Genomic DNA, 17,906 nt, shown 5'->3' on the forward strand with positions numbered 1-17,906 from the left:
TTTCGCTTTAAATAAAAAATCTATTGACTATAGCTTTGTTATTTGTGATAATAGATTTAACTTAATACTGGTACCTTTAAATCAGTCCAGAGAGGCTGACAAGGACAGCGGAATTGCTTAGAAAAAGATGGTGTTAGATTATGCCCTTTTTCTATGCTGAAAAAGAGGCTTCTTGTCAGAATTATGGCAAGAAGCCTCTTTTGTTTTCCCTGCAGGTACGATACCGAAGATCCTATTCTCGGTACCAGTTTTAGATTGTTCTAAAACAGGAGGAATGTTTTGTATGGAAAACAAAAAAGTAGACGCAGACTTTTCATTGCAGGCGGTGCCCGCGTCACACCGAAACGGTTTCTTTAGAATGTTGGTAGTAATGCTTGGCTTTACTTTCTTCTCAGCTAGTATGCTCTCTGGAGGAACACTTGGCTTAGGCTTATCAATGAAACAATTTATTGTCATTGTTCTTTTAGGTAATCTATTACTAGGTGCATACACAGGCACTCTCGCTTATATAGCTGCGAAAACAGGTTTATCTACACACTTATTGACGCGTTACGCATTTGGATTAAAGGGTTCTTATCTGTCTTCTTTTATCCTAAGCTTAACCCAAATTGGCTGGTTTGGAGTAGGGGTTGCGATGTTCGCTGTACCTGTTCATAAAGCAACTGGCATAGATACGTATCTTTTAATCATTATCATGGGATTACTTATGACGGCAACTGCCTTTTTCGGCATGAAAGCACTCACGATCTTAAGTTTTATTGCCGTACCTTTGATTGTTATATTAGGAAGCTACTCTGCGTGGGATGCAGTGGACATGCTTGGCGGATTTGACGCTCTCATGCAGCATCAGCCAAAAGAAACAATGAGTTTTGCAGCTGCTCTAACAATTTGTGTAGGATCGTTCATCAGTGGTGGTACCTTAACGCCAGACTTTACAAGATTCTCAAATACGAAAAAGACAAGTGTAATCACTACAGTACTAGCTTTCTTTGTTGGAAATACGTTAATGTTCTTGTTTGGGGCGATTGGAGCGATTGCAACAGGGCAATCAGATATTTCAGAAGTGATGTTTTTACAAGGGCTAATCATCCCAGCAATTATCGTGCTAGGCTTAAATATTTGGACAACGAATGACAACGCCATTTATGCATCAGGTTTAGGGATATCTAACATTACAAAAATAAAGAAAAGTAAGGTAGTTATTGTTAACGGCATTGTTGGGACATTTCTAGCTATGTGGCTATACAACAATTTTGTTGGATTCCTCACTATGCTTGGAGCTGCACTGCCGCCAATTGGTGCGATTATTATTGCAGATTTCTTTATCGTACACCGAGGCAAGTATAAAGAGTTTGAAACAATGAAATTTAAAGCGTTCAACTGGAACGCAATTGTATCATGGGGAATCGGTTTTGTAGCAGCGAAATTCATACCGGGCATACCGCCATTGAACGGACTTATCAGCGCAGCTCTAATCTATGTAGTGTTATCCCTTCTATTAAATAAGGAAGCGGAATCTACTTCAAGTGTAAAACCAATGACAATCAATGAGGTGAAAGAAGCATGATCATTAAAAATGCGAAGCTTAGAAAAAGAGAAGGATTATGGCAAATCCATATACAAAATAAGAAGATAGTAAAAATAGCTCAAAAAATTGAAAAGAACGACCAACAAATTATAGATGTGCAAGGGTGCCTAGTGCTTCCTCCATTTATTGAACCACACATTCATTTGGATACCACATTGACAGCAGGCGAACCAAACTGGAACGTCAGCGGTACATTGTTTGAAGGGATTCAAAGATGGTCGGAGAGAAAAGAATCTTTAACAGCCCAAGATGTAAAAACTAGAGCAAAAACAGCATTGAAATGGCAAATAGCGCAGGGGATTCAGCATGTCCGCACACATGTTGATGTCACAGATCCAGATCTGACAGCACTAAAGGCAATGCTAGAAGTAAAAGAAGAGATGGCGAAGTTTATTGACTTACAGCTGGTAGCCTTCCCACAAGAAGGGATTCTTTCTTACCCAAATGGCTATGAATTGTTGGAAGAATCATTAAAAATGGGTGCTGATGTGGTTGGCGGTATTCCACACTATGAATTTACACGTGAATATGGTGTGGATTCATTAAAAGCTGCCTTTCAGTTAGCTGAAAAATATGATCGCCTTGTTGATATACATTGTGACGAAATAGATGATGAACAATCTCGTTTTGTGGAAGTAGTAGCAGCCGAAGCGTACCGCCTCGGGATGGGCAGCCGAGTAACTGCAAGCCATACGACAGCTATGCATTCCTATAACGGAGCTTATACATCAAAATTATTTAGACTATTAAAGCTTGCAGATATCAATTTTGTTGCAAACCCACTGGTAAATATACACCTTCAGGGACGTTTTGATACTTATCCGAAACGCAGAGGTATTACTCGTGTGAAAGAACTACAAGAAGAGGGTATCAACGTATGCTTTGGCCATGATGATATATTTGATCCGTGGTATCCACTAGGTACTGGCAATATGCTACAAGTCTTACATATGGGCTTGCATGTTACTCAACTAATGGGCTATGACCAAATTGTGAATTCAATTGATTTAATCACAAACAACAGTGCAAGAACACTTGATATAGAAGAACAATATGGAATAGAAGAAGGGAAGCCAGCGAACTTGATTGTATTAGAAGCAGCTAGTGAATACGATGCAATCCGCAAACAAGCTTCTGTTCTATATTCAATTAGGAATGGTGAAATAATAGCTGAAACAAAGCCTAGAGATACGAAAATCATGCTAGATGGTGTTACAGAGGGAGTTACATTTGATCGATAATATTTTCCTTAAGAGTTTTGAATAAAATTAGATTTTATATTCATATAAGCATTTTCTTAGAACATAGTCCTAAGTAGTGATGATTATATCTAACGATGTGAATTGGAGACGGCGGCTGCTGCGGCAAAAGCTTGAGTCGAAACCCCGCAGGAGAGCTAGGAGGTTGAAGCCAAGCCCGCGGAAAGCACCAGCTGGAATGAACACAAAACTAAATTTTCGTGTGAGTTTTTCTTATTGAATAGTAATCAGGCAAAATATTAATCAGAAATCGAACTAGTATGAGATTAAATGTCATACTTAGTTCGTTTTTTTATTAGCAAAACCTCTTGTGCAAACTCTTATAATTTTTGTGTAAGTTAAATTATCACATATAATTAAAACTGCGGTTATTTGATATATATTACTTCTTTATTTCTATATTCCCATAAATGTCCTATCTTCTATATATTTTCTAAAAAATAGGTGTATTCATCCTTGTAACAGGGTAGTAATATCATGTGGGATTATGCTTTTTTATGAAAAGTGAGAAGTGATAAGAAAAATCTATCACATGGCTTTGCGGAAATCCAAGTAGTGGTAGGGGTTGAGGGGTACTTACACGAGTAGGTACCCCATTTTGTACCCCATTTTTAAGTATAGAAGGGCCTTAATTGATATTAGTAATCTCAGATAGCACTTTCATTGCTTTCTTTTCATTTTCTTCAAACGAATGAGCGTATGTCTTCATGACTGTTTGCGGTGTATCGCCAATAATCTTAGCAATGCTGGTAACGGGTACATTATTCGATATCAGTATCGTTACAAATGTATGTCGCAAACCATGAGGAGTAATTCTTTTTAAATCGTAATGTTCGGTAACTTGATCCAAAACGATGGATGCTTCGTTTTGGTTTATCGGATTACAATTACGAGAAATAAATACATAATCACTTTCAACATGTTTCATGCCAAAAGTTAACTTTCTTTCTTTGCACCATACTTTGTATTTCTCAAATTGTGATGCCAAAAAATCAGTAATGTCAATAGTACGAATACTATTATCTGTTTTAGTCGACCGTTCACCAAAATGATCCCGCGTATGGTTAATGGAAAGCTTTTTGTTTTGCAAGTCGATTTCTGACCAACGTAATGCACAAGCTTCACCTCTACGCATACCGGTACTGGCTAGTAGCAGTATGAGCATATATCTTGTCAAACTAAACTCACGTTTAACACAACTTAAAAGTTTTTGTAATTCTTGTACAGTCAAATAATTACCTTCGAGTTCATTAGCATTTTGTTTAGCTACTTTTGGTAAATCAGCTTTTGACATCTTGTTACGCTGTATAACTTCTTCATCGACAGCTGCATTAATAGCACCCATAAAGAAACCATGATACAACTCAATGCTTTTCGCAGACTTGCCCATGTTCGTCAGTTGATCAACGAATTCTTTCTCATATATCCCACGGGTTAACTTGGACATTTTATATTTACCTAGTAGCGGCTTGATATATAGGTTAGTGATTCTTTGGTAATTAGCTGCAGTGGACACTTTCCACTTTGCTTGTTGGCGATCAAGATATACGTCCATCCATTGCTCAACAGTAATTTGTTCATTAAGAGCAATTTTCTCTCCACCATTTAATATAGTCGATTTAATTTTAGTTAATGCTCGTTCAGCTTCAACATCTGAATTAAATCCTTGTTTAGATTTTTCTCGCCTTTTTCCTACGTGATCGTAATATTTATATCTATACGCATACTTTTTCTTTTTATCACTATCTTGATACCAATAAATATTTTCTTTTCTAGTCTTTTGTAGTTTCTGTCTTGCCATATCTAAGTTCCTCCTTAACGACGGACAGGTACGTTTTGGAATAGGAACAATAGAAATCTTCATTCATATTGACTATAGTACTAGATATTATTGACTATAAATATAGAAATTATTACTATAAATCCAACATAATGATAAAAAAGTTATTGAAAATTATCATACTATTAAATATACTTGAAAAGTAAAAGTATGGTACAATAAAACTAAATAAGAACGCACGTTCGTAAAAACCGAGGAGATGTTCACTATGTCGAATAAAGAAGCTTCAGTCAAGCCTGGTAACCCCAAAATTAAAATTAATATTGCGGACTTAATAAGACGGTTAGACATCTACCAAAAAAATGCTGAACGCTAGTCGCTATTCAAACTCCTTTGGAACTTAATAAACTTAATAGCCTGTTCAATTTCTTCGTCTGTAGCTGGGATATCGTCGTCAATTACTAGTTCGTAATTTGCCTTCAATTCTTCTACAGATATTTTTTTGCGCGCTTCTTCCATGAACTCTAACTCATTCCTAGTGAATCCCGTAGAAAAGATCAACGTATCTAAATCTATATCAAATCGTTCACTTAATTTAATCAACTTTTCAACCTCAGGAAAACCTTTGCCACGTTCATATTTTGAGATTGCAGTCTGATCAACTCCTATAATCTCAGCTAGTTCTGTTTGAGTCATTTTATGTTTTTCACGTAGTTTCTTCAGAATTTCATGGAAGCGAATTTCTTTAGACACTTATTTCACCTCCTATCTTAACAGTATGCCCAGGTAGGCCTAACTTAAATATTACTACAGTTCATAAAAATCATAAAGAATTATAAAATATATGTGCTAAAGTGTTGACATATGACTTCAACTCCTATATATTCAAATTATACAAGATGACTTCAAGTCATATGGAGGTGACAAAGTTGGAAGTGTCGCAAGTATTAACACCGAATACAAACCTTATTTTAGCACGAGAGAAAATGAACATGACCCAAGAAGAAGTTGCAATCAAAATAGGTGTTGACCAATCTTCAATTTCTAAATATGAAAGAGGTTTGTGTTTGCCATCAGCTCCTCGAATGAAATTACTTGCCGATTTGTACGGTGAATCAATTTTATGGCTCTTTTTTTAAACTAAAGTATGACTTTAAGTCATTAAAAATTTTAAATTTAATTATGACTTTAAGTCATAATATAAGTAAAGCTGGATAGCATACAGAGGGAGGAAGGAAATATGAATAGTTTAGTAATCACGAATAACCAACAGGTAGTAACAACTTCTTTATCTGTTGCAGAAACATTTGGTAAACAACACCGGCATGTACTTGAATCTATTGATGACCTGATAACAGGGGTTGCCGAAAAGTCGGCAGACCTATTTCAAGAAGATGTCTATGAGCATCCCCAAAATAAACAGCAGTACCGAATGTATTATATGAATCGCGATGGTTTCACTTTGTTGGCAATGGGCTTCACTGGAAAAGAAGCATTGCAATTCAAATTAAAATACATCGAAGCTTTCAATAGCATGGAGCAACAATTAACCAAACCAATAAACAATTTAGAACTGGCTCTTCAAGCGGCTTTGCAACATGAACAGGATATCAAGAATTTGAAAAGTGATATAGGCGAGCTAAAAGAGACTATGCGAATCGATAGCGATCAAGAATACACCATTCGCAAATCAGGCCAAGCAAAAGCGTTAGAGGCAATGGGCGGTATCGAATCGTCAGCTTATAGACGAATAGGAAGAAAAGTATTTCAAGCTTTCTGGCGAGATTTTAAAAAGTATTTCAAAATCGCTCGTTATACAGGATTACCAAGATTGAAATTTGCTGAAGCATTACGTTTCATTGAAACGTGGAGACCAGAAACCGCTTTACAAATGGAAATCGATGATTGCAACAAATACAAACAGCTTGAACTTGTTGAAGGTGGTGTCATGGAAGTTGCAAATCCAACAATCTGAAAGTTCAGTCATTAAAGCGCTTTTTGAGATGAGCGGTATTACCGAGGAGAAAATCGAACAAGAATTTCAAACTCTAGTCCGTGAAGCTTCAAGACCAGTATTTCTCTTTTGGGATATCAATCAAATGTCGGAGGCCCTGCCATTCGAAAAGAGCTTTTTAGAAGAATATATACTTACGGATCCGCGTGTTAAACAATATCAACGGCAACGTGGACCGCGTGGTAAAAGAGTATGGCTTTATGAACCGTCATTGGCAGCTATTAAAGAAATCATCATGAACGAGTGGGATTAAAAATAAACAAAACGACGGACAGGTACGTTTTGGAAACTTAGAAAGAGAAGGTGCATTTATATGTATGATCGCCTAGATGTGTTGTTTATCGTGCTGTTTGCAGTAGTTGTAACTGCCATTCTTACATCCTTGATTTTTTCGTACAGACAAGAGTGTAGACAAAAATAGCCGGCTAACTTAAGGGGTTAGCCAGCTACGTGATAAATCAACTGTACATTCAGTTTAACACGACAGGGTAGCTCCTGTCACGAAGTACTTAATACATAGGAGTTATTAAGTGTTTCGTGATGCGAGTTAATAGCATCAAATTAAATAGAAAGGAGCGATTAGTTTGGTAAAGCAGCTAACGAATGGGATTTTAGATTACTCTCATAATCCTAATTTGGCGATTCAGTTTTTATTCTCGCGTAGCCTGCATGATGCAGTAGTCGAGATGACCGCATATGAATTGGAGAATTTCTTTGACAGTAATTTTTACCTGTTTGATGAATACACACCGTCACATGAAATTGCTGAACTAGCTATGGATGAATTGGAGCCTCAACATTTCCAAACGTTGATGAAGAAGAACAGTAATAAAACCGTATACACCATGCTAGTAGAGGAAGGTTTTATTAACACAATTGAACGCGTAACTGCACTGAGTATTGAATATCCAACAAAGTAAGGAGGATTCATCGTGTTAGAAAATCCAATGGTTAATGGACAAGGCTTTCAAGAAACGTACGCTTCGCCAGTAGGACGTTGTGAAGAATGTAGCGATTCAGTTTTTCAAGGTTACGAAGGAGTCCTTTTTCAAGATAAACTCTTTTGTTGCACATCATGCCTGGAAAACCATCTCAAAAAGAGTGGAGCCATCCAAGAAATATAAAAAAGACCACTCGCACAAGTGGTCCTTAAACAAACATATTTTCAGTTATCTTATCACAAATAAGGAGGAACTTTCAATGAACGACTTATCACAACAATACCAATACCAACAAGCATTTCCAAGTCAAAGTCAGGGGCATGGCGTACCAGCGCAAGCTAGTATTTCTCGTGAAATGGAAGAAGTCAAAGGACAAATTTTCATGGCGAAGCAGTTTCCTCGTAACACGTTTCAATCTGAACAACGAATCCTAGACAACTGCAAACGGCCTGCATTAGCAAATGTTGCGATGTATCAGTACCCACGCGGCGGTACGAAAGTGACCGGACCATCTATTCGATTGGCAGAAGTTCTCGCACAAAATTGGGGAAACCTTTCATTCGGAATTAAAGAGCTTGAACAACGTGAAGGTGAATCAGTAGCAATGGCATATGCCTGGGATCTTGAAACAAATGTCCGACAAGAAAAAGTATTTACGGTGAAACATTCGTTCAAATCAAAAGGTAAGCTCAAGAAATTAGAAGATCCTCGGGATATTTACGAGCGGGTAGCTAGCGATGGTTCGCGACGATTAAGAGCCTGCATTCTAGGAATTATTCCAGGAGACATAGTTGATAAGGCGGTAGAAGAATGTGAACGGACACTAGCAGGGCAAAATAGCAAACCTTTAAAAGAACGTATAGCAAGCGCGCTAGGTGCTTTCAAGGAACAGCATCGAGTTACACAACCAATGATTGAAGAACGTTTTGGGTACAATGCTGAGGCATTTACAGAACGTGATTACCTTGACTTAATTAAGATTTTCAACTCGCTAAGAGATGGTATGTCTAAAGTAGAAGATTGGTTTGATAAAAGCACTGGTAAAAAAGAGTCGAGTGGCTTAGCTAACGCCTTTTCAGAAACGAAAAGAGAAGAAGCACCAAATCCTGAACCAAAGGTAGAGGAGATCCCAAAAGATGACGATGAAATTAGCTTTGAACAGTGAGAATTACCACTCACAGGAGGCGAACCGAGAGTATTTCTCGGTTTCCCAATTCAAAAGCATGATGCAATGCGAAGCTGCAGAAATGGCGAAATTAAACGGCGAGTATATCGAACCTTATTCTAATGCATTAACGGTTGGTTCTTACACTCATGCGGCATTTGAGAGTGATGCAGCATTCAATAACTTTTGTGAGCAAGAACATGATGCCATATTTAAAAACCGCGGTGGAAAATATGCCGATTTTGAACAAGCAGATCGAATGATTGAAACATTGAAAAATGATGAATTTGCTATGTTCGCTTTATCAGGTGAGAAAGAACGAATTTTCACAGGCCATTTATTCGGTGCTGATTGGAAAGTGAAAATTGACAACATCAATTTGCAACAAGGCTTCTTTAGTGACTTGAAGACTACACAGAGCCTTTCTAAGAGATTTTGGAGTGACAAGTATCAGAAGTACGTCTCGTTCGTTGAATCCTTTGACTACGTGCTACAGATGGCTATTTACAGAGAAATCATTAAGCAATCAACAGGTTATGAACTAACTCCTTATATTGTGGCAGTAACGAAGGAGAGCCCTCCTGACAAGGCAATTCTTCACTTTGATGAAAGTCGCTTCAATTTTGAACTTGAGTATGTCGAAACATATCTACCAAGCATGCTTAAAACGAAGCAAGGTCTAGCCACTCCTATTAGATGTGAAAAGTGTGCATATTGCAGAACCACAAAAAAGTTATCAAGCACTTATGAGATTGGATTTTTGTTAGATGAATAATCAAACAAAAGTGTGCTTGCCTGCATGGATCTTTGAACAAGCTAAGGGCGATAAAGACGAAATTAAAAGGCTGGTAATCGAATATATGGAGCGCTACGAAGGTTATCAGGTGATTAAGGTCAAAAATAGGTTGGCGATTTGTGAAACCACTAGATTTTAAGGAGGAAGGACCATGAATTTAATAGAATCGATTGTCCATGCAATTGCTAGAGCAAATCAAAAAGTAGAAACAATAAAAGCGTTACGTCTTGAACTAGATTATCACCTTTCTTGGTTACATGAATACATGGAACAAGGTGACCAGAAATATATCAAACTTACAAAAGAACGGTTAAGCGAGATACATCATGAACTGGCACAACTAAAAGTTTTTTAAAGGAGGGGAGGTACGATATGAACCAAGATACTCAAAATATTCTACGGAAAAGTCGTAAACAACGTGCCTTCACACAAGTTGATAATGAAATTACGAATAACGAGAATCTTTCATGGCAAGCAAAAGGTTTAATGCTGTATCTGCTTAGCAAACCAGATGATTGGAAGTTTTATGAAACCGATATTGTAAAGCGGGCTAAAAATGGCCCGGATTCAGTGAAGTCTATCATTAAGGAATTGTTAGAAGTAGGTTACCTAATACGAGGTGAGAGGATTAGGGACGACAGGGGACATCTTAAAGGCTATAACTATACAGTTGAACCATATTTACATGATTCCTATGACGGAAAATCCTACGTAGGAAAATCCAATGTAGGAAAACCCTATGTAGGAATTCCCTACGTAGGAGAATCCATTAATAGTAATACTAACTATAGTAATACTGATTCTTTAAATAATATTAACTTAAATAATACTAACAACATCCTCCTCAGCAATGAAGAAACTACAGCCACAACGAATATACAAAACCCAGGAGAAGGGTTGAGGATAGATCCTATTTTTGGAGACTTAATAAAAGTCTATGAAAAAAACTTTGGCCTCATCAGATCTATGGAACAAGAAGAGATAAATTACTTGTACCAAGAATATCCAACAGAACTAATCTACGAAGCTTTGAAAATGACAGCTCTTAAGCGCGATGTGAAAAGCCCATCGATTTATATGGGGAAAATCTTAAGAAACTGGAATTACGAAAATATATCAGACTTGCGAACTTTGGAACTTTATCGCAAAAGGGGTGGGAAGAGTGCAACCAATAAACAAAGCTCTGGAAGAGATGATGGAAAAGAATCCAGAATTCAAGCAACGAATGAACGACGTGCAAAGTTATTACAAGGAGAATCCAATCGAACAGATTAACGAACCGAGTGATAAATGCCCATTCCAAATGTGTGATGGATCAGGCTTTATTTGGTGGAAAGATTGGAGCCGAATGGGACAACCGTACGATTTAGAAAACCCATCTGAATGGCAATCACTATGTAAGTGTTATGAACAGCGGCAAAAAGCGTTAGAACTTAAAAAGAAACTTGCTACTGCCGGCATTCCAAAACTCTTTGAAGATGCTCACCTGAATAATTTTAATTGCGGTGTTTATACAACTGAGCAACATAAACAAATCGGCAAGGTTAATCGTTTAGCTGCCGTTAATTACATTAAGAACTTTGAAGAGATGAAAAATGCAGGAAAGGGCTTATACATTTATTCAAGCATTAAAGGCTCTGGAAAAACACGCTTAGCAATTAGCATAGCAAATGATCTTGTTCATCAAATAGGCGTTAATGTAGCGGTAGTAAAAGCAGTTAACATGTCAAAAGAGGTCCGCAAAACGTATAGCCAAGGAAGCAATATGAATGATTTAGATGTAATCTCAGCATTTCAAAAAGTTGATGTGCTTGTTATTGATGACTTAGCTGCGGAAAAACCTTCCGAATTTGTTGAGGAACTGCTTTATACCATTTTTGATTATCGCATAGAACAAAAACTACCAACGATAATCACTTCAAACCTGACAATCGAAGAATTTGGGACACAGCAATACAAATCCAAAGATGGGCAAGTCAAGAGTTATGCAGAAGGTGACGACAGTCGCGTGGGAAGCCGGTTGAAAAAGTTATGTATGGAATTATTCATGCCAGAAGAATCGGTTCGTGATCGTGAAAGTGAATACGAAAACAATAAATTAGAACAATTACTTTTTAAGGAGGACGAATAATGACTGAAAAAACGAAGTATACCCCAAAAATCGGGTTAATCGGTGGACAAATGCTATTTGAAAAAATGACTAATAAGGTTAATGACAAAGATTATGCTCAACAGAAAGCTTGGATGTGGATTCAAATGGTGAATGACAGAAAAAACCCAACTCGTTGGCTAAAACCAAATAGCAAAGGGACAAAAGTTAATTTCGATTATATTCATTCACAGGAGGAATATGAAAAAGCTTTGAATCAAGTTGAACCATTTTTAAAAGAGATTAACCGTATCCATGGGCTCGATTACAAACTAAGTCGAGGTGATGAATAATGAACCCAACATTCATCGGCTTCAATCAAGCTCCATACGCACTCATTTTCTGGCTAAATGAAGAAAGTGAAATGGCATCAAAAACAGTGTGCTACAACGAACAGGATGTTCAAGATATGCTAGCAAAGCATAATGCTCCAGCTGGTTTATACAGTGAGTTCAGTGACTATATCCTTGAATATCACGAAAGTGTCGGCAGAAAAGCTATATGTTAAATCACATAAAGCGTGAAATCCTGATGGCTGAGCTGAAGAAAAGAGGGGTCCATCGAATCGGTGGACTAGCCCTCATTTCCGTTGAATATCGTATACTTCGTTCCGTATTGGCTATCAGACGGGTATTAGATCAATAGGAGGTGGTGCTTGTGACAAACGAATTCCTCAACCTATGTGCTCTTATTGTAGCTATAATCGGATTCAGCCTAATGATTAAAATGGAAATCCACAGCTTTATGAAATGGAAAAAATACGAAAAGTTTAAACGTAATAAGTAAACAAGGGCGGTGAAAGAAATGAAAGTCGTCAGCATTAACAAAAATCAAAGCTATCAATCACTCTCTGAAATTTATCGAAACTATAATTCTGTCAGTCCTCAAATAGAGTTTGAGGGTCGTTTATATAAATATATTAAAACTTCTAAGAGATTATTCCTAACAATCATTTATTACTGTCCAGAAGAACAGCACATTCTAGCAATCTCTTTTAAATACAGCAAGTCAGTATTTAATGTCCAAGGGATTTATTGCACCCAGGAGGCGCTTAACAATGTTGTGTCCGCGCTGTAATAGGCCTTTGAAATCCAAGAAGTCAATCAAGCAAGGAATTGGACCGGTGTGTAAGAAAAAACAAGCATATGAAGAGTTCTTAAAAAATCAAATGACCATATTTGAGGTGCTTGATGATGGAAGTTATAACGACACTTTACAAGACTGTCGATAGAGAACGTCGAATTGTTTGTGGCCATTTCAACAAAGAAGAAATTAATACATTCAAACAAGCGGGATGGCGCAAGGATGCCCCACAAGTCAATGGAAACGGCATACCGGTGGAATTGAAGAGAAATACACGTTAAGAAGGAGGCTTTAAAGTGGAAGGTGTTTGTATAGATCCAGGAGCATCAACAAATCTAAAAGAAGGCGAACGATATTTTCTGTTTGAACATGGTCCAAATCACTTTTATGCTAGCAGATTCAACCATAAATGTTCACATTTTGGAGGTTTGAAAGAAAGCTATTCAATATTTTGATAGGACAAGCTGTAAGTGATTGGCCGTCAGAGCCTCCTTGTATTAAGGTGTCATTAGACAGTTCAAAAGTTTATAAAGCTAATATGAGATGGCGCAAAGAAGCATACAAGGACAAGCCGATAGGTATCTATTATATACGTCCAAAGGAGACACATTGCTGGTTTTACATGGATTCACAAATGAAAAGACCAGGTGGTTGTTTTCCTCTACATTGGTTTGATGGATTCCAAGAGCATGATCCTGAAATTCCACAAGAGACAATAGAGCTACCGAAAAATGAATGGGAGCAAATGCGGCTTTTTTAAAATACGTAAGTGTAAAGAAATGAGGTTAATATATGGAACTCAATAAAATTATACAAGGCCATTGTTATGATGTTTTAAAAACCTTGCCCTCACAAGTGGTTAACACAATAGTTACTAGTCCACCTTATTGGGGATTACGAGACTATGGAGTAGATGGCCAAATTGGCTTAGAGGAATCCGTTGATGAATATGTAAAAGCTCTAGTTGAGGTATTTCGCGAATGCAAAAGAGTTTTAAAAGACGACGGAACGCTTTGGGTCAATCTAGGAGATGCATACGCAGGAAGTGGTAAAGGTGCATGGTCTCAAAAAATGAAGCAATACCATAGTTATGTTCCGGATCCTGATAGTCCACAAACTAAGATGAACAATATACCAAATGGATTAAAACCTAAAGATTTAATGGGTTTGCCTTGGAGAGTGGCATTTGCTTTACAAGCGGATGGATGGTACTTGCGACAGGACATTGTGTGGAACAAGCCAAATGCTATGCCTGAAAGTGTTACTGATCGGCCAACTAAAGCTCATGAATATTTGTTTTTATTAAGTAAAAAACCGAAGTATTTTTACGATCATGAATCAATAAAAGAACCAGCAGTTTACGGAACTCTTGATGTAAGGGGATCAGATGGAGGTATGGGCCCTCAACAGAAGGCTAAAAGAACTGATAAGCCAAGAGGTTCTTTTGTAGGGAAATATGGTCCAGAAGCATTTAGAGCCATTCGCGATAAAAGGAATAAAAGGTCAGTATGGACTGTAGCAACAAAGCCATTAAAAGAAGCACACTTTGCAACGTTCCCAGAGGAATTAATTGAACCGTGTATCTTAGCAGGATGTCCAGCTGATGGCGTTGTAATGGACCCATTCTTTGGTTCAGGTACTACAGGGTTGGTAGCATTGAAACATTCTCGGAATTTTATCGGTATTGAACTTAATAAAAATTACATTGAAATTGCTAAAAAAAGATTAAGTAAAGTACAGCTGGAGCTTATTCACGACTTAAGCTGCTAATAATTCAATACGTGGAATGGAGAAATAAGGATATAAAGGTTCGCAAGATTTTGAAATTAGGAAGCGAGGTAAGGGCATTGTCAGTGTTTGAATTAATGATTGTAACTATTACCGTTGCAGAGATGTGTCTAGCTATCAAGATGGCAATGGAGGCGTAAAGCAAATGAATGATGAAAGTATATGCCTTTGTGCACGGTGTAACCGGCCTTTAAAATCCAAGCGATCCATAAAGTTTGGTATTGGTCCAACTTGTCGGGTACGAAAAGCAGAGGAGGACTTTTTGAAGAACCAAGTAACAATTTTCGATATTCTAGGCGGTGAAAATGATGTCATTAGCGGAACAAATAGCGCAGCTTGCTCCTAAGATGCCAATTGAGGTACTACAAGATGTGGACAAGCGTATTGCAGATTATCTAGCAAGCGGTGGAAAACCGGAAGGGCCGTACATTGAGCAGCAATTAAGATACATGAGAAATGTCGCACGTGTATTAGAGCAAAAATAAAAAAGGAGGAGGTGATTAGATGGCTTGGGGAAGAGATGCTGGAAGAAAGATTCTTCGTGGCTATACAGCAATGGACTTACAAAAAAGGATTAATGACTATGAAACTCGCGGGTGGAAGCAAATTAGCAAGATCCAAACTGAAAATAAAAACGGTGGCGCTTATGCGGTACTAATGGAATTGAACAAAAGAAAACACGCTTGAAACAAGTTCAAGCGTGCAAGAGCCTATTAGGAGCAGACGGTTAGGAGACCGTCCACCTTTATTATTATCGATCGGATATTAATTATACGATTAAAAATTCATAAAGATTCGTTTATTATAAAAATCATCAGAGCGGAGGCGTAATATGGTCAAAAACATTCAACAAGATTCCGGTATGATTGTCGAAATTGATTTACATGATAATGCTGTATATGTAGTTGCTGGGGGACAAATAATCCAAGTAGATTCACCACCAAGTGGTTATGGAAAGCAGGAGATTAGTTGGTATAAAGGTGAGCCGACACACTCGGAAATTAAATATACGCAGAAGTTTTAAAAGCATCGTTGTAGGATATTGAAATAAAAGGGAGTTCCATCAAAAATGTTGGTAACTCCCTCTTCAAATTATCTGATGCTGCCACTACGAACGATTTTAACATCTACTTTCGCTTCTATTTTAATGTCTTTATATATTTCCTTCCATTTACCCTTTCGCCATAAATTCGGATGATAGGCTCGGATTTCTTCACCTATTCCTAATACATCAGAAGAAGCTTCTTGGATTCTTTTTAGCATTCTCGCTATATCTTTCTCAACTCTGCCTTCAATAAACTTCTCTAATTCAATTCTTCTCTGCTTACGATCTAAATGGTCTGGCGGATATTCCGTCATTACAATAGGCATGTAAATATTATATTTTACCTTTATGGTATTTCCTTCCTGCGTAACTTTCATATTTTTCTTAAATTTAATAGCATTAAAGCCAACCGATACATTTTTTCCGTCTTTTCGCATCAAATAGGCTAACTCAACACTATCTGATTTTCCATACCCTATTAATGTCGCAAAAGTGGATTCTCTTAGGGTAAGATGTTCGCCCGTATAACTTTTTTCATTAAACAAAGCTAATCCTTCCGCTTGTGGAAGTTTATTATCTCCATTAATTTTTAAGTATGGTAGGGCAAGGTCTCTTCCCTCGCTAAACATCAGGTTAGCAGCATTCTCCAAATCTGTTTTTGGGAATATTGAAGCTGTCTCAAAACTTCTTACAAAATCTAAATAGTACTCTCCAATCTCTTTTGGTATGGATTCTTTTAATTCTAAAAAGCTTCTCGATGTTCCTTCTGTAACAACAAGCTTAGCTGTCATTGGACTCGTTGCAAAACGATAATATATATCTAATATAGAATATAGATCATCCTTAGCAGTGTCACCACTAACTAAAATAGTAGTCAATTCAGCCATATCCATTGTTTGCTCGGTTTTTTTATTGGCATTAATCCGTACTTCTTTTGGTGTTTTCCCCTGACCCTCAAGAACTATATATTTTGTTGGGTCATCTCCCGAGCTAGGGTATGCATAGTAAGCTTTATAATCTCCCGGATGACCATTTAAGCCCATTACAGAAATAACAGAGAGGTCTTTGTACAACCGTTGATCCCAACATCCGCTAAGGAAAAAAGCGCTTATAAGAAGAAAAACAGTCACTTTGCGCATATAGTTTCTCTCCTTCATAAATATTTCATTATAAATAACTCTTATTTTTCAGTATGTAACAAATTACAAAATTTCAAACAAAGAACAGTCATTGGATTTTGAGATGGAGTATATATTGAAAAATACATTGAAATATTTATGCAAAATAATTTCAAATATGCTAAAATATTCTTAGTTTAATAACTTGCTTATTGGAACAACCGGGAGCATCGAATTTACGCAATTATGCGTTTATTTGGTGCTCCCTTTTTATTTGCTAAAAAGGGGATGTGGGTATGAATGGTGTTCAAATAAAATGGGTGTCACGTGCTCCAGAAGAAGAGATAAAGAGAAAAGGTACAAATAGTCACAAAGAGAGAAAAGCACAGCTTACGCAAAGAGATATAGAAGAATTGATGGGTGTTCATAGACCACGATATAGAAAAAGTGGCGGAGCTTTTAAACAGAGATAGAGATAAAAGGGGAAATGAAGAATGAATCCTTATCAATTAGATAAATTGTTGTCTGATTATCATTGGATGGTTTCAACAATTAGGGAATTAAAAAATGAACTTCAAGAAATAGCAGCATCTACAGCACAATATGGAATTGAAGCATCAATGCCAAAAGCAAACAATGTGAGTGATCCAATCTTTAATGAGTATTTACGAAGAGAAAAGCACATTAAACGCATTAAGAAATACGAACAAAATATAAGTATTGTTCAAAGTCTAGTGGATAAAATTCAAGGTGATAGAGAAGCGGAAGTGCTGTTTTGGATTTTAGAAGGTCGTTCTATGCGTTGGATAGGTAAGCATATGGGATTAAGCCATGTTGCTATAGCAAATATCAAGGTTTCCATTATCGAAAAAATGTTAGAAGAAGACACTGCAGCTTAGTATACATCTACCCAGTTACCAAACTTACCAAACTTACCAAACTTACCACTCTTAACAATGTAGACCGAGAATCAATTTAGAAATACACTGGAAGGCAGGTACCGGGGAGGCAGATTCCCCGGTCGTCCGAATACCTTCGGTATATGATTAGCATTTTAAAAGAGTCATAAAAGGGTTAATAAAACCGACCAACCAACCAACTCAAGAAGACAATTGGCGTTGGTTATATTCCGCTAAAAAGGAATACGTCTGATATAAGCGAATAATACGGAGCATCAAAT

General features: G+C 37.2%; 31 protein-coding genes. 28 read left to right on the forward strand and 3 right to left on the reverse strand.

Annotated elements, in window-relative coordinates; genetic code table 11:
- The first annotated feature begins 283 nt into the window (after positions 1-283).
- Together codB and AC6CHJ_RS06695 are read left to right on the forward strand one after the other, a co-directional pair.
- Positions 284-1,567 (forward strand): cytosine permease, encoded by a 1,284-nt coding sequence (gene codB, locus AC6CHJ_RS06690; RefSeq protein ID WP_147193502.1) that lies wholly within the window; start codon positions 284-286, stop codon positions 1,565-1,567.
- Positions 1,564-2,829, forward strand: a complete 1,266-nt coding sequence (locus AC6CHJ_RS06695) for a cytosine deaminase (RefSeq protein ID WP_147193501.1) — start codon at positions 1,564-1,566, stop codon at positions 2,827-2,829. Before codB ends, AC6CHJ_RS06695 begins: the two co-directional genes overlap by 4 nt.
- A gap of 646 nt (positions 2,830-3,475) precedes the next feature.
- Here AC6CHJ_RS06695 and AC6CHJ_RS06700 read toward each other — a convergent pair.
- The gene (locus AC6CHJ_RS06700) at positions 3,476-4,648 is read right to left on the reverse strand and encodes a site-specific integrase (RefSeq protein WP_498287746.1); all 1,173 of its coding nucleotides are present in this window, start codon (positions 4,646-4,648) and stop codon (positions 3,476-3,478) included.
- A 351-nt stretch (positions 4,649-4,999) separates the two neighbouring features.
- A complete protein-coding gene (locus tag AC6CHJ_RS06705; protein ID WP_498287748.1) occupies positions 5,000-5,380 on the reverse strand; it encodes a helix-turn-helix domain-containing protein in 381 nt (126 codons plus the stop codon).
- Positions 5,381-5,562: 182 nt separating this feature from the next.
- On the opposite strand from AC6CHJ_RS06705, the gene AC6CHJ_RS06710 reads away from it, so the two are divergent.
- The 24 genes from AC6CHJ_RS06710 to AC6CHJ_RS06825 all read left to right on the forward strand — a co-directional run bounded on the left by AC6CHJ_RS06710 (position 5,563) and on the right by AC6CHJ_RS06825 (position 15,587).
- On the forward strand, positions 5,563-5,766 hold the full coding sequence (locus tag AC6CHJ_RS06710) for a helix-turn-helix transcriptional regulator (protein ID WP_498288518.1): 204 nt from the start codon (positions 5,563-5,565) through the stop codon (positions 5,764-5,766).
- Positions 5,767-5,867: 101 nt separating this feature from the next.
- The gene (locus AC6CHJ_RS06715) at positions 5,868-6,602 is read left to right on the forward strand and encodes a Rha family transcriptional regulator (RefSeq protein ID WP_498287750.1); all 735 of its coding nucleotides are present in this window, start codon (positions 5,868-5,870) and stop codon (positions 6,600-6,602) included.
- Positions 6,583-6,894 (forward strand): hypothetical protein, encoded by a 312-nt coding sequence (locus tag AC6CHJ_RS06720; RefSeq protein WP_498287752.1) that lies wholly within the window; start codon positions 6,583-6,585, stop codon positions 6,892-6,894. The genes AC6CHJ_RS06715 and AC6CHJ_RS06720 overlap by 20 nt, the downstream gene beginning before the upstream one ends.
- 331 nt (positions 6,895-7,225) lie before the next feature.
- Positions 7,226-7,561: a hypothetical protein gene (locus tag AC6CHJ_RS06725; RefSeq protein WP_498287754.1), complete on the forward strand. Its 336-nt coding sequence runs from the start codon at positions 7,226-7,228 to the stop codon at positions 7,559-7,561.
- A 12-nt stretch (positions 7,562-7,573) separates the two neighbouring features.
- Positions 7,574-7,765, forward strand: coding sequence for a hypothetical protein (locus tag AC6CHJ_RS06730; RefSeq protein ID WP_498287756.1), 192 nt, complete (start codon positions 7,574-7,576; stop codon positions 7,763-7,765).
- 76 nt (positions 7,766-7,841) lie between these two features.
- A complete protein-coding gene (locus AC6CHJ_RS06735) occupies positions 7,842-8,747 on the forward strand; it encodes a hypothetical protein (RefSeq protein ID WP_498287758.1) in 906 nt (301 codons plus the stop codon).
- Positions 8,719-9,522 (forward strand): PD-(D/E)XK nuclease-like domain-containing protein, encoded by an 804-nt coding sequence (locus AC6CHJ_RS06740; protein ID WP_498287760.1) that lies wholly within the window; start codon positions 8,719-8,721, stop codon positions 9,520-9,522. The genes AC6CHJ_RS06735 and AC6CHJ_RS06740 overlap by 29 nt, the downstream gene beginning before the upstream one ends.
- Positions 9,515-9,682: a hypothetical protein gene (locus tag AC6CHJ_RS06745; protein WP_498287762.1), complete on the forward strand. Its 168-nt coding sequence runs from the start codon at positions 9,515-9,517 to the stop codon at positions 9,680-9,682. Before AC6CHJ_RS06740 ends, AC6CHJ_RS06745 begins: the two co-directional genes overlap by 8 nt.
- 12 nt (positions 9,683-9,694) lie before the next feature.
- Positions 9,695-9,898, forward strand: a complete 204-nt coding sequence (locus AC6CHJ_RS06750; RefSeq protein ID WP_498287764.1) for a YkzI domain-containing protein — start codon at positions 9,695-9,697, stop codon at positions 9,896-9,898.
- Between the two features lie 17 nt (positions 9,899-9,915).
- Positions 9,916-10,818 carry a DnaD domain protein gene (locus AC6CHJ_RS06755; protein ID WP_498287766.1) on the forward strand — a complete coding sequence of 301 codons (903 nt, stop codon included), beginning with the start codon at positions 9,916-9,918 and terminating at the stop codon, positions 10,816-10,818.
- Positions 10,706-11,674: an ATP-binding protein gene (locus tag AC6CHJ_RS06760; protein ID WP_498287768.1), complete on the forward strand. Its 969-nt coding sequence runs from the start codon at positions 10,706-10,708 to the stop codon at positions 11,672-11,674. The genes AC6CHJ_RS06755 and AC6CHJ_RS06760 overlap by 113 nt, the downstream gene beginning before the upstream one ends.
- The gene (locus tag AC6CHJ_RS06765) at positions 11,674-11,985 is read left to right on the forward strand and encodes a hypothetical protein (protein ID WP_498287770.1); all 312 of its coding nucleotides are present in this window, start codon (positions 11,674-11,676) and stop codon (positions 11,983-11,985) included. Before AC6CHJ_RS06760 ends, AC6CHJ_RS06765 begins: the two co-directional genes overlap by 1 nt.
- Entirely contained in the window at positions 11,985-12,200 is a 216-nt protein-coding gene (locus tag AC6CHJ_RS06770; protein WP_498287772.1) for a hypothetical protein, read from the forward strand. Before AC6CHJ_RS06765 ends, AC6CHJ_RS06770 begins: the two co-directional genes overlap by 1 nt.
- The gene (locus AC6CHJ_RS06775; protein WP_498287774.1) at positions 12,194-12,337 is read left to right on the forward strand and encodes a hypothetical protein; all 144 of its coding nucleotides are present in this window, start codon (positions 12,194-12,196) and stop codon (positions 12,335-12,337) included. Before AC6CHJ_RS06770 ends, AC6CHJ_RS06775 begins: the two co-directional genes overlap by 7 nt.
- Positions 12,338-12,349: 12 nt before the next feature.
- Positions 12,350-12,478 carry a hypothetical protein gene (locus tag AC6CHJ_RS06780; protein ID WP_498287776.1) on the forward strand — a complete coding sequence of 43 codons (129 nt, stop codon included), beginning with the start codon at positions 12,350-12,352 and terminating at the stop codon, positions 12,476-12,478.
- An 18-nt stretch (positions 12,479-12,496) separates the two neighbouring features.
- Entirely contained in the window at positions 12,497-12,769 is a 273-nt protein-coding gene (locus tag AC6CHJ_RS06785) for a hypothetical protein (protein ID WP_498287778.1), read from the forward strand.
- Positions 12,750-12,923 (forward strand): DUF6011 domain-containing protein, encoded by a 174-nt coding sequence (locus AC6CHJ_RS06790; RefSeq protein WP_498287780.1) that lies wholly within the window; start codon positions 12,750-12,752, stop codon positions 12,921-12,923. The genes AC6CHJ_RS06785 and AC6CHJ_RS06790 overlap by 20 nt, the downstream gene beginning before the upstream one ends.
- Positions 12,886-13,056 carry a hypothetical protein gene (locus AC6CHJ_RS06795; protein ID WP_498287782.1) on the forward strand — a complete coding sequence of 57 codons (171 nt, stop codon included), beginning with the start codon at positions 12,886-12,888 and terminating at the stop codon, positions 13,054-13,056. The genes AC6CHJ_RS06790 and AC6CHJ_RS06795 overlap by 38 nt, the downstream gene beginning before the upstream one ends.
- 128 nt (positions 13,057-13,184) lie before the next feature.
- On the forward strand, positions 13,185-13,535 hold the full coding sequence (locus AC6CHJ_RS06800) for a hypothetical protein (protein WP_498287784.1): 351 nt from the start codon (positions 13,185-13,187) through the stop codon (positions 13,533-13,535).
- A gap of 32 nt (positions 13,536-13,567) precedes the next feature.
- Positions 13,568-14,545, forward strand: a complete 978-nt coding sequence (locus AC6CHJ_RS06805; protein ID WP_498287786.1) for a DNA-methyltransferase — start codon at positions 13,568-13,570, stop codon at positions 14,543-14,545.
- Positions 14,546-14,708: 163 nt separating this feature from the next.
- Complete coding sequence (locus AC6CHJ_RS06810) at positions 14,709-14,909, forward strand: DUF6011 domain-containing protein (RefSeq protein ID WP_149032030.1); 201 nt, start codon at positions 14,709-14,711, stop codon at positions 14,907-14,909.
- Positions 14,872-15,048 (forward strand): DUF6877 family protein, encoded by a 177-nt coding sequence (locus tag AC6CHJ_RS06815; RefSeq protein ID WP_498287788.1) that lies wholly within the window; start codon positions 14,872-14,874, stop codon positions 15,046-15,048. The genes AC6CHJ_RS06810 and AC6CHJ_RS06815 overlap by 38 nt, the downstream gene beginning before the upstream one ends.
- 19 nt (positions 15,049-15,067) lie before the next feature.
- Entirely contained in the window at positions 15,068-15,250 is a 183-nt protein-coding gene (locus tag AC6CHJ_RS06820; protein ID WP_498287790.1) for a hypothetical protein, read from the forward strand.
- 145 nt (positions 15,251-15,395) lie between these two features.
- Positions 15,396-15,587, forward strand: coding sequence for a DUF3954 domain-containing protein (locus AC6CHJ_RS06825; protein WP_498287792.1), 192 nt, complete (start codon positions 15,396-15,398; stop codon positions 15,585-15,587).
- A gap of 68 nt (positions 15,588-15,655) precedes the next feature.
- Here AC6CHJ_RS06825 and AC6CHJ_RS06830 read toward each other — a convergent pair whose 3' ends face one another.
- Positions 15,656-16,747 (reverse strand): Ger(x)C family spore germination protein, encoded by a 1,092-nt coding sequence (locus AC6CHJ_RS06830; RefSeq protein WP_498287794.1) that lies wholly within the window; start codon positions 16,745-16,747, stop codon positions 15,656-15,658.
- 275 nt (positions 16,748-17,022) lie between these two features.
- Here AC6CHJ_RS06830 and AC6CHJ_RS06835 point away from each other — a divergent pair, with 275 nt between their 5' ends.
- Together AC6CHJ_RS06835 and AC6CHJ_RS06840 are read left to right on the forward strand one after the other, a co-directional pair.
- The gene (locus tag AC6CHJ_RS06835) at positions 17,023-17,199 is read left to right on the forward strand and encodes a hypothetical protein (RefSeq protein WP_498287796.1); all 177 of its coding nucleotides are present in this window, start codon (positions 17,023-17,025) and stop codon (positions 17,197-17,199) included.
- A gap of 21 nt (positions 17,200-17,220) precedes the next feature.
- Positions 17,221-17,625: a helix-turn-helix transcriptional regulator gene (locus tag AC6CHJ_RS06840; protein WP_498287798.1), complete on the forward strand. Its 405-nt coding sequence runs from the start codon at positions 17,221-17,223 to the stop codon at positions 17,623-17,625.
- Positions 17,626-17,906 lie beyond the last annotated feature (281 nt).

Source organism: Rummeliibacillus sp. GQ308 (assembly GCF_059759115.1).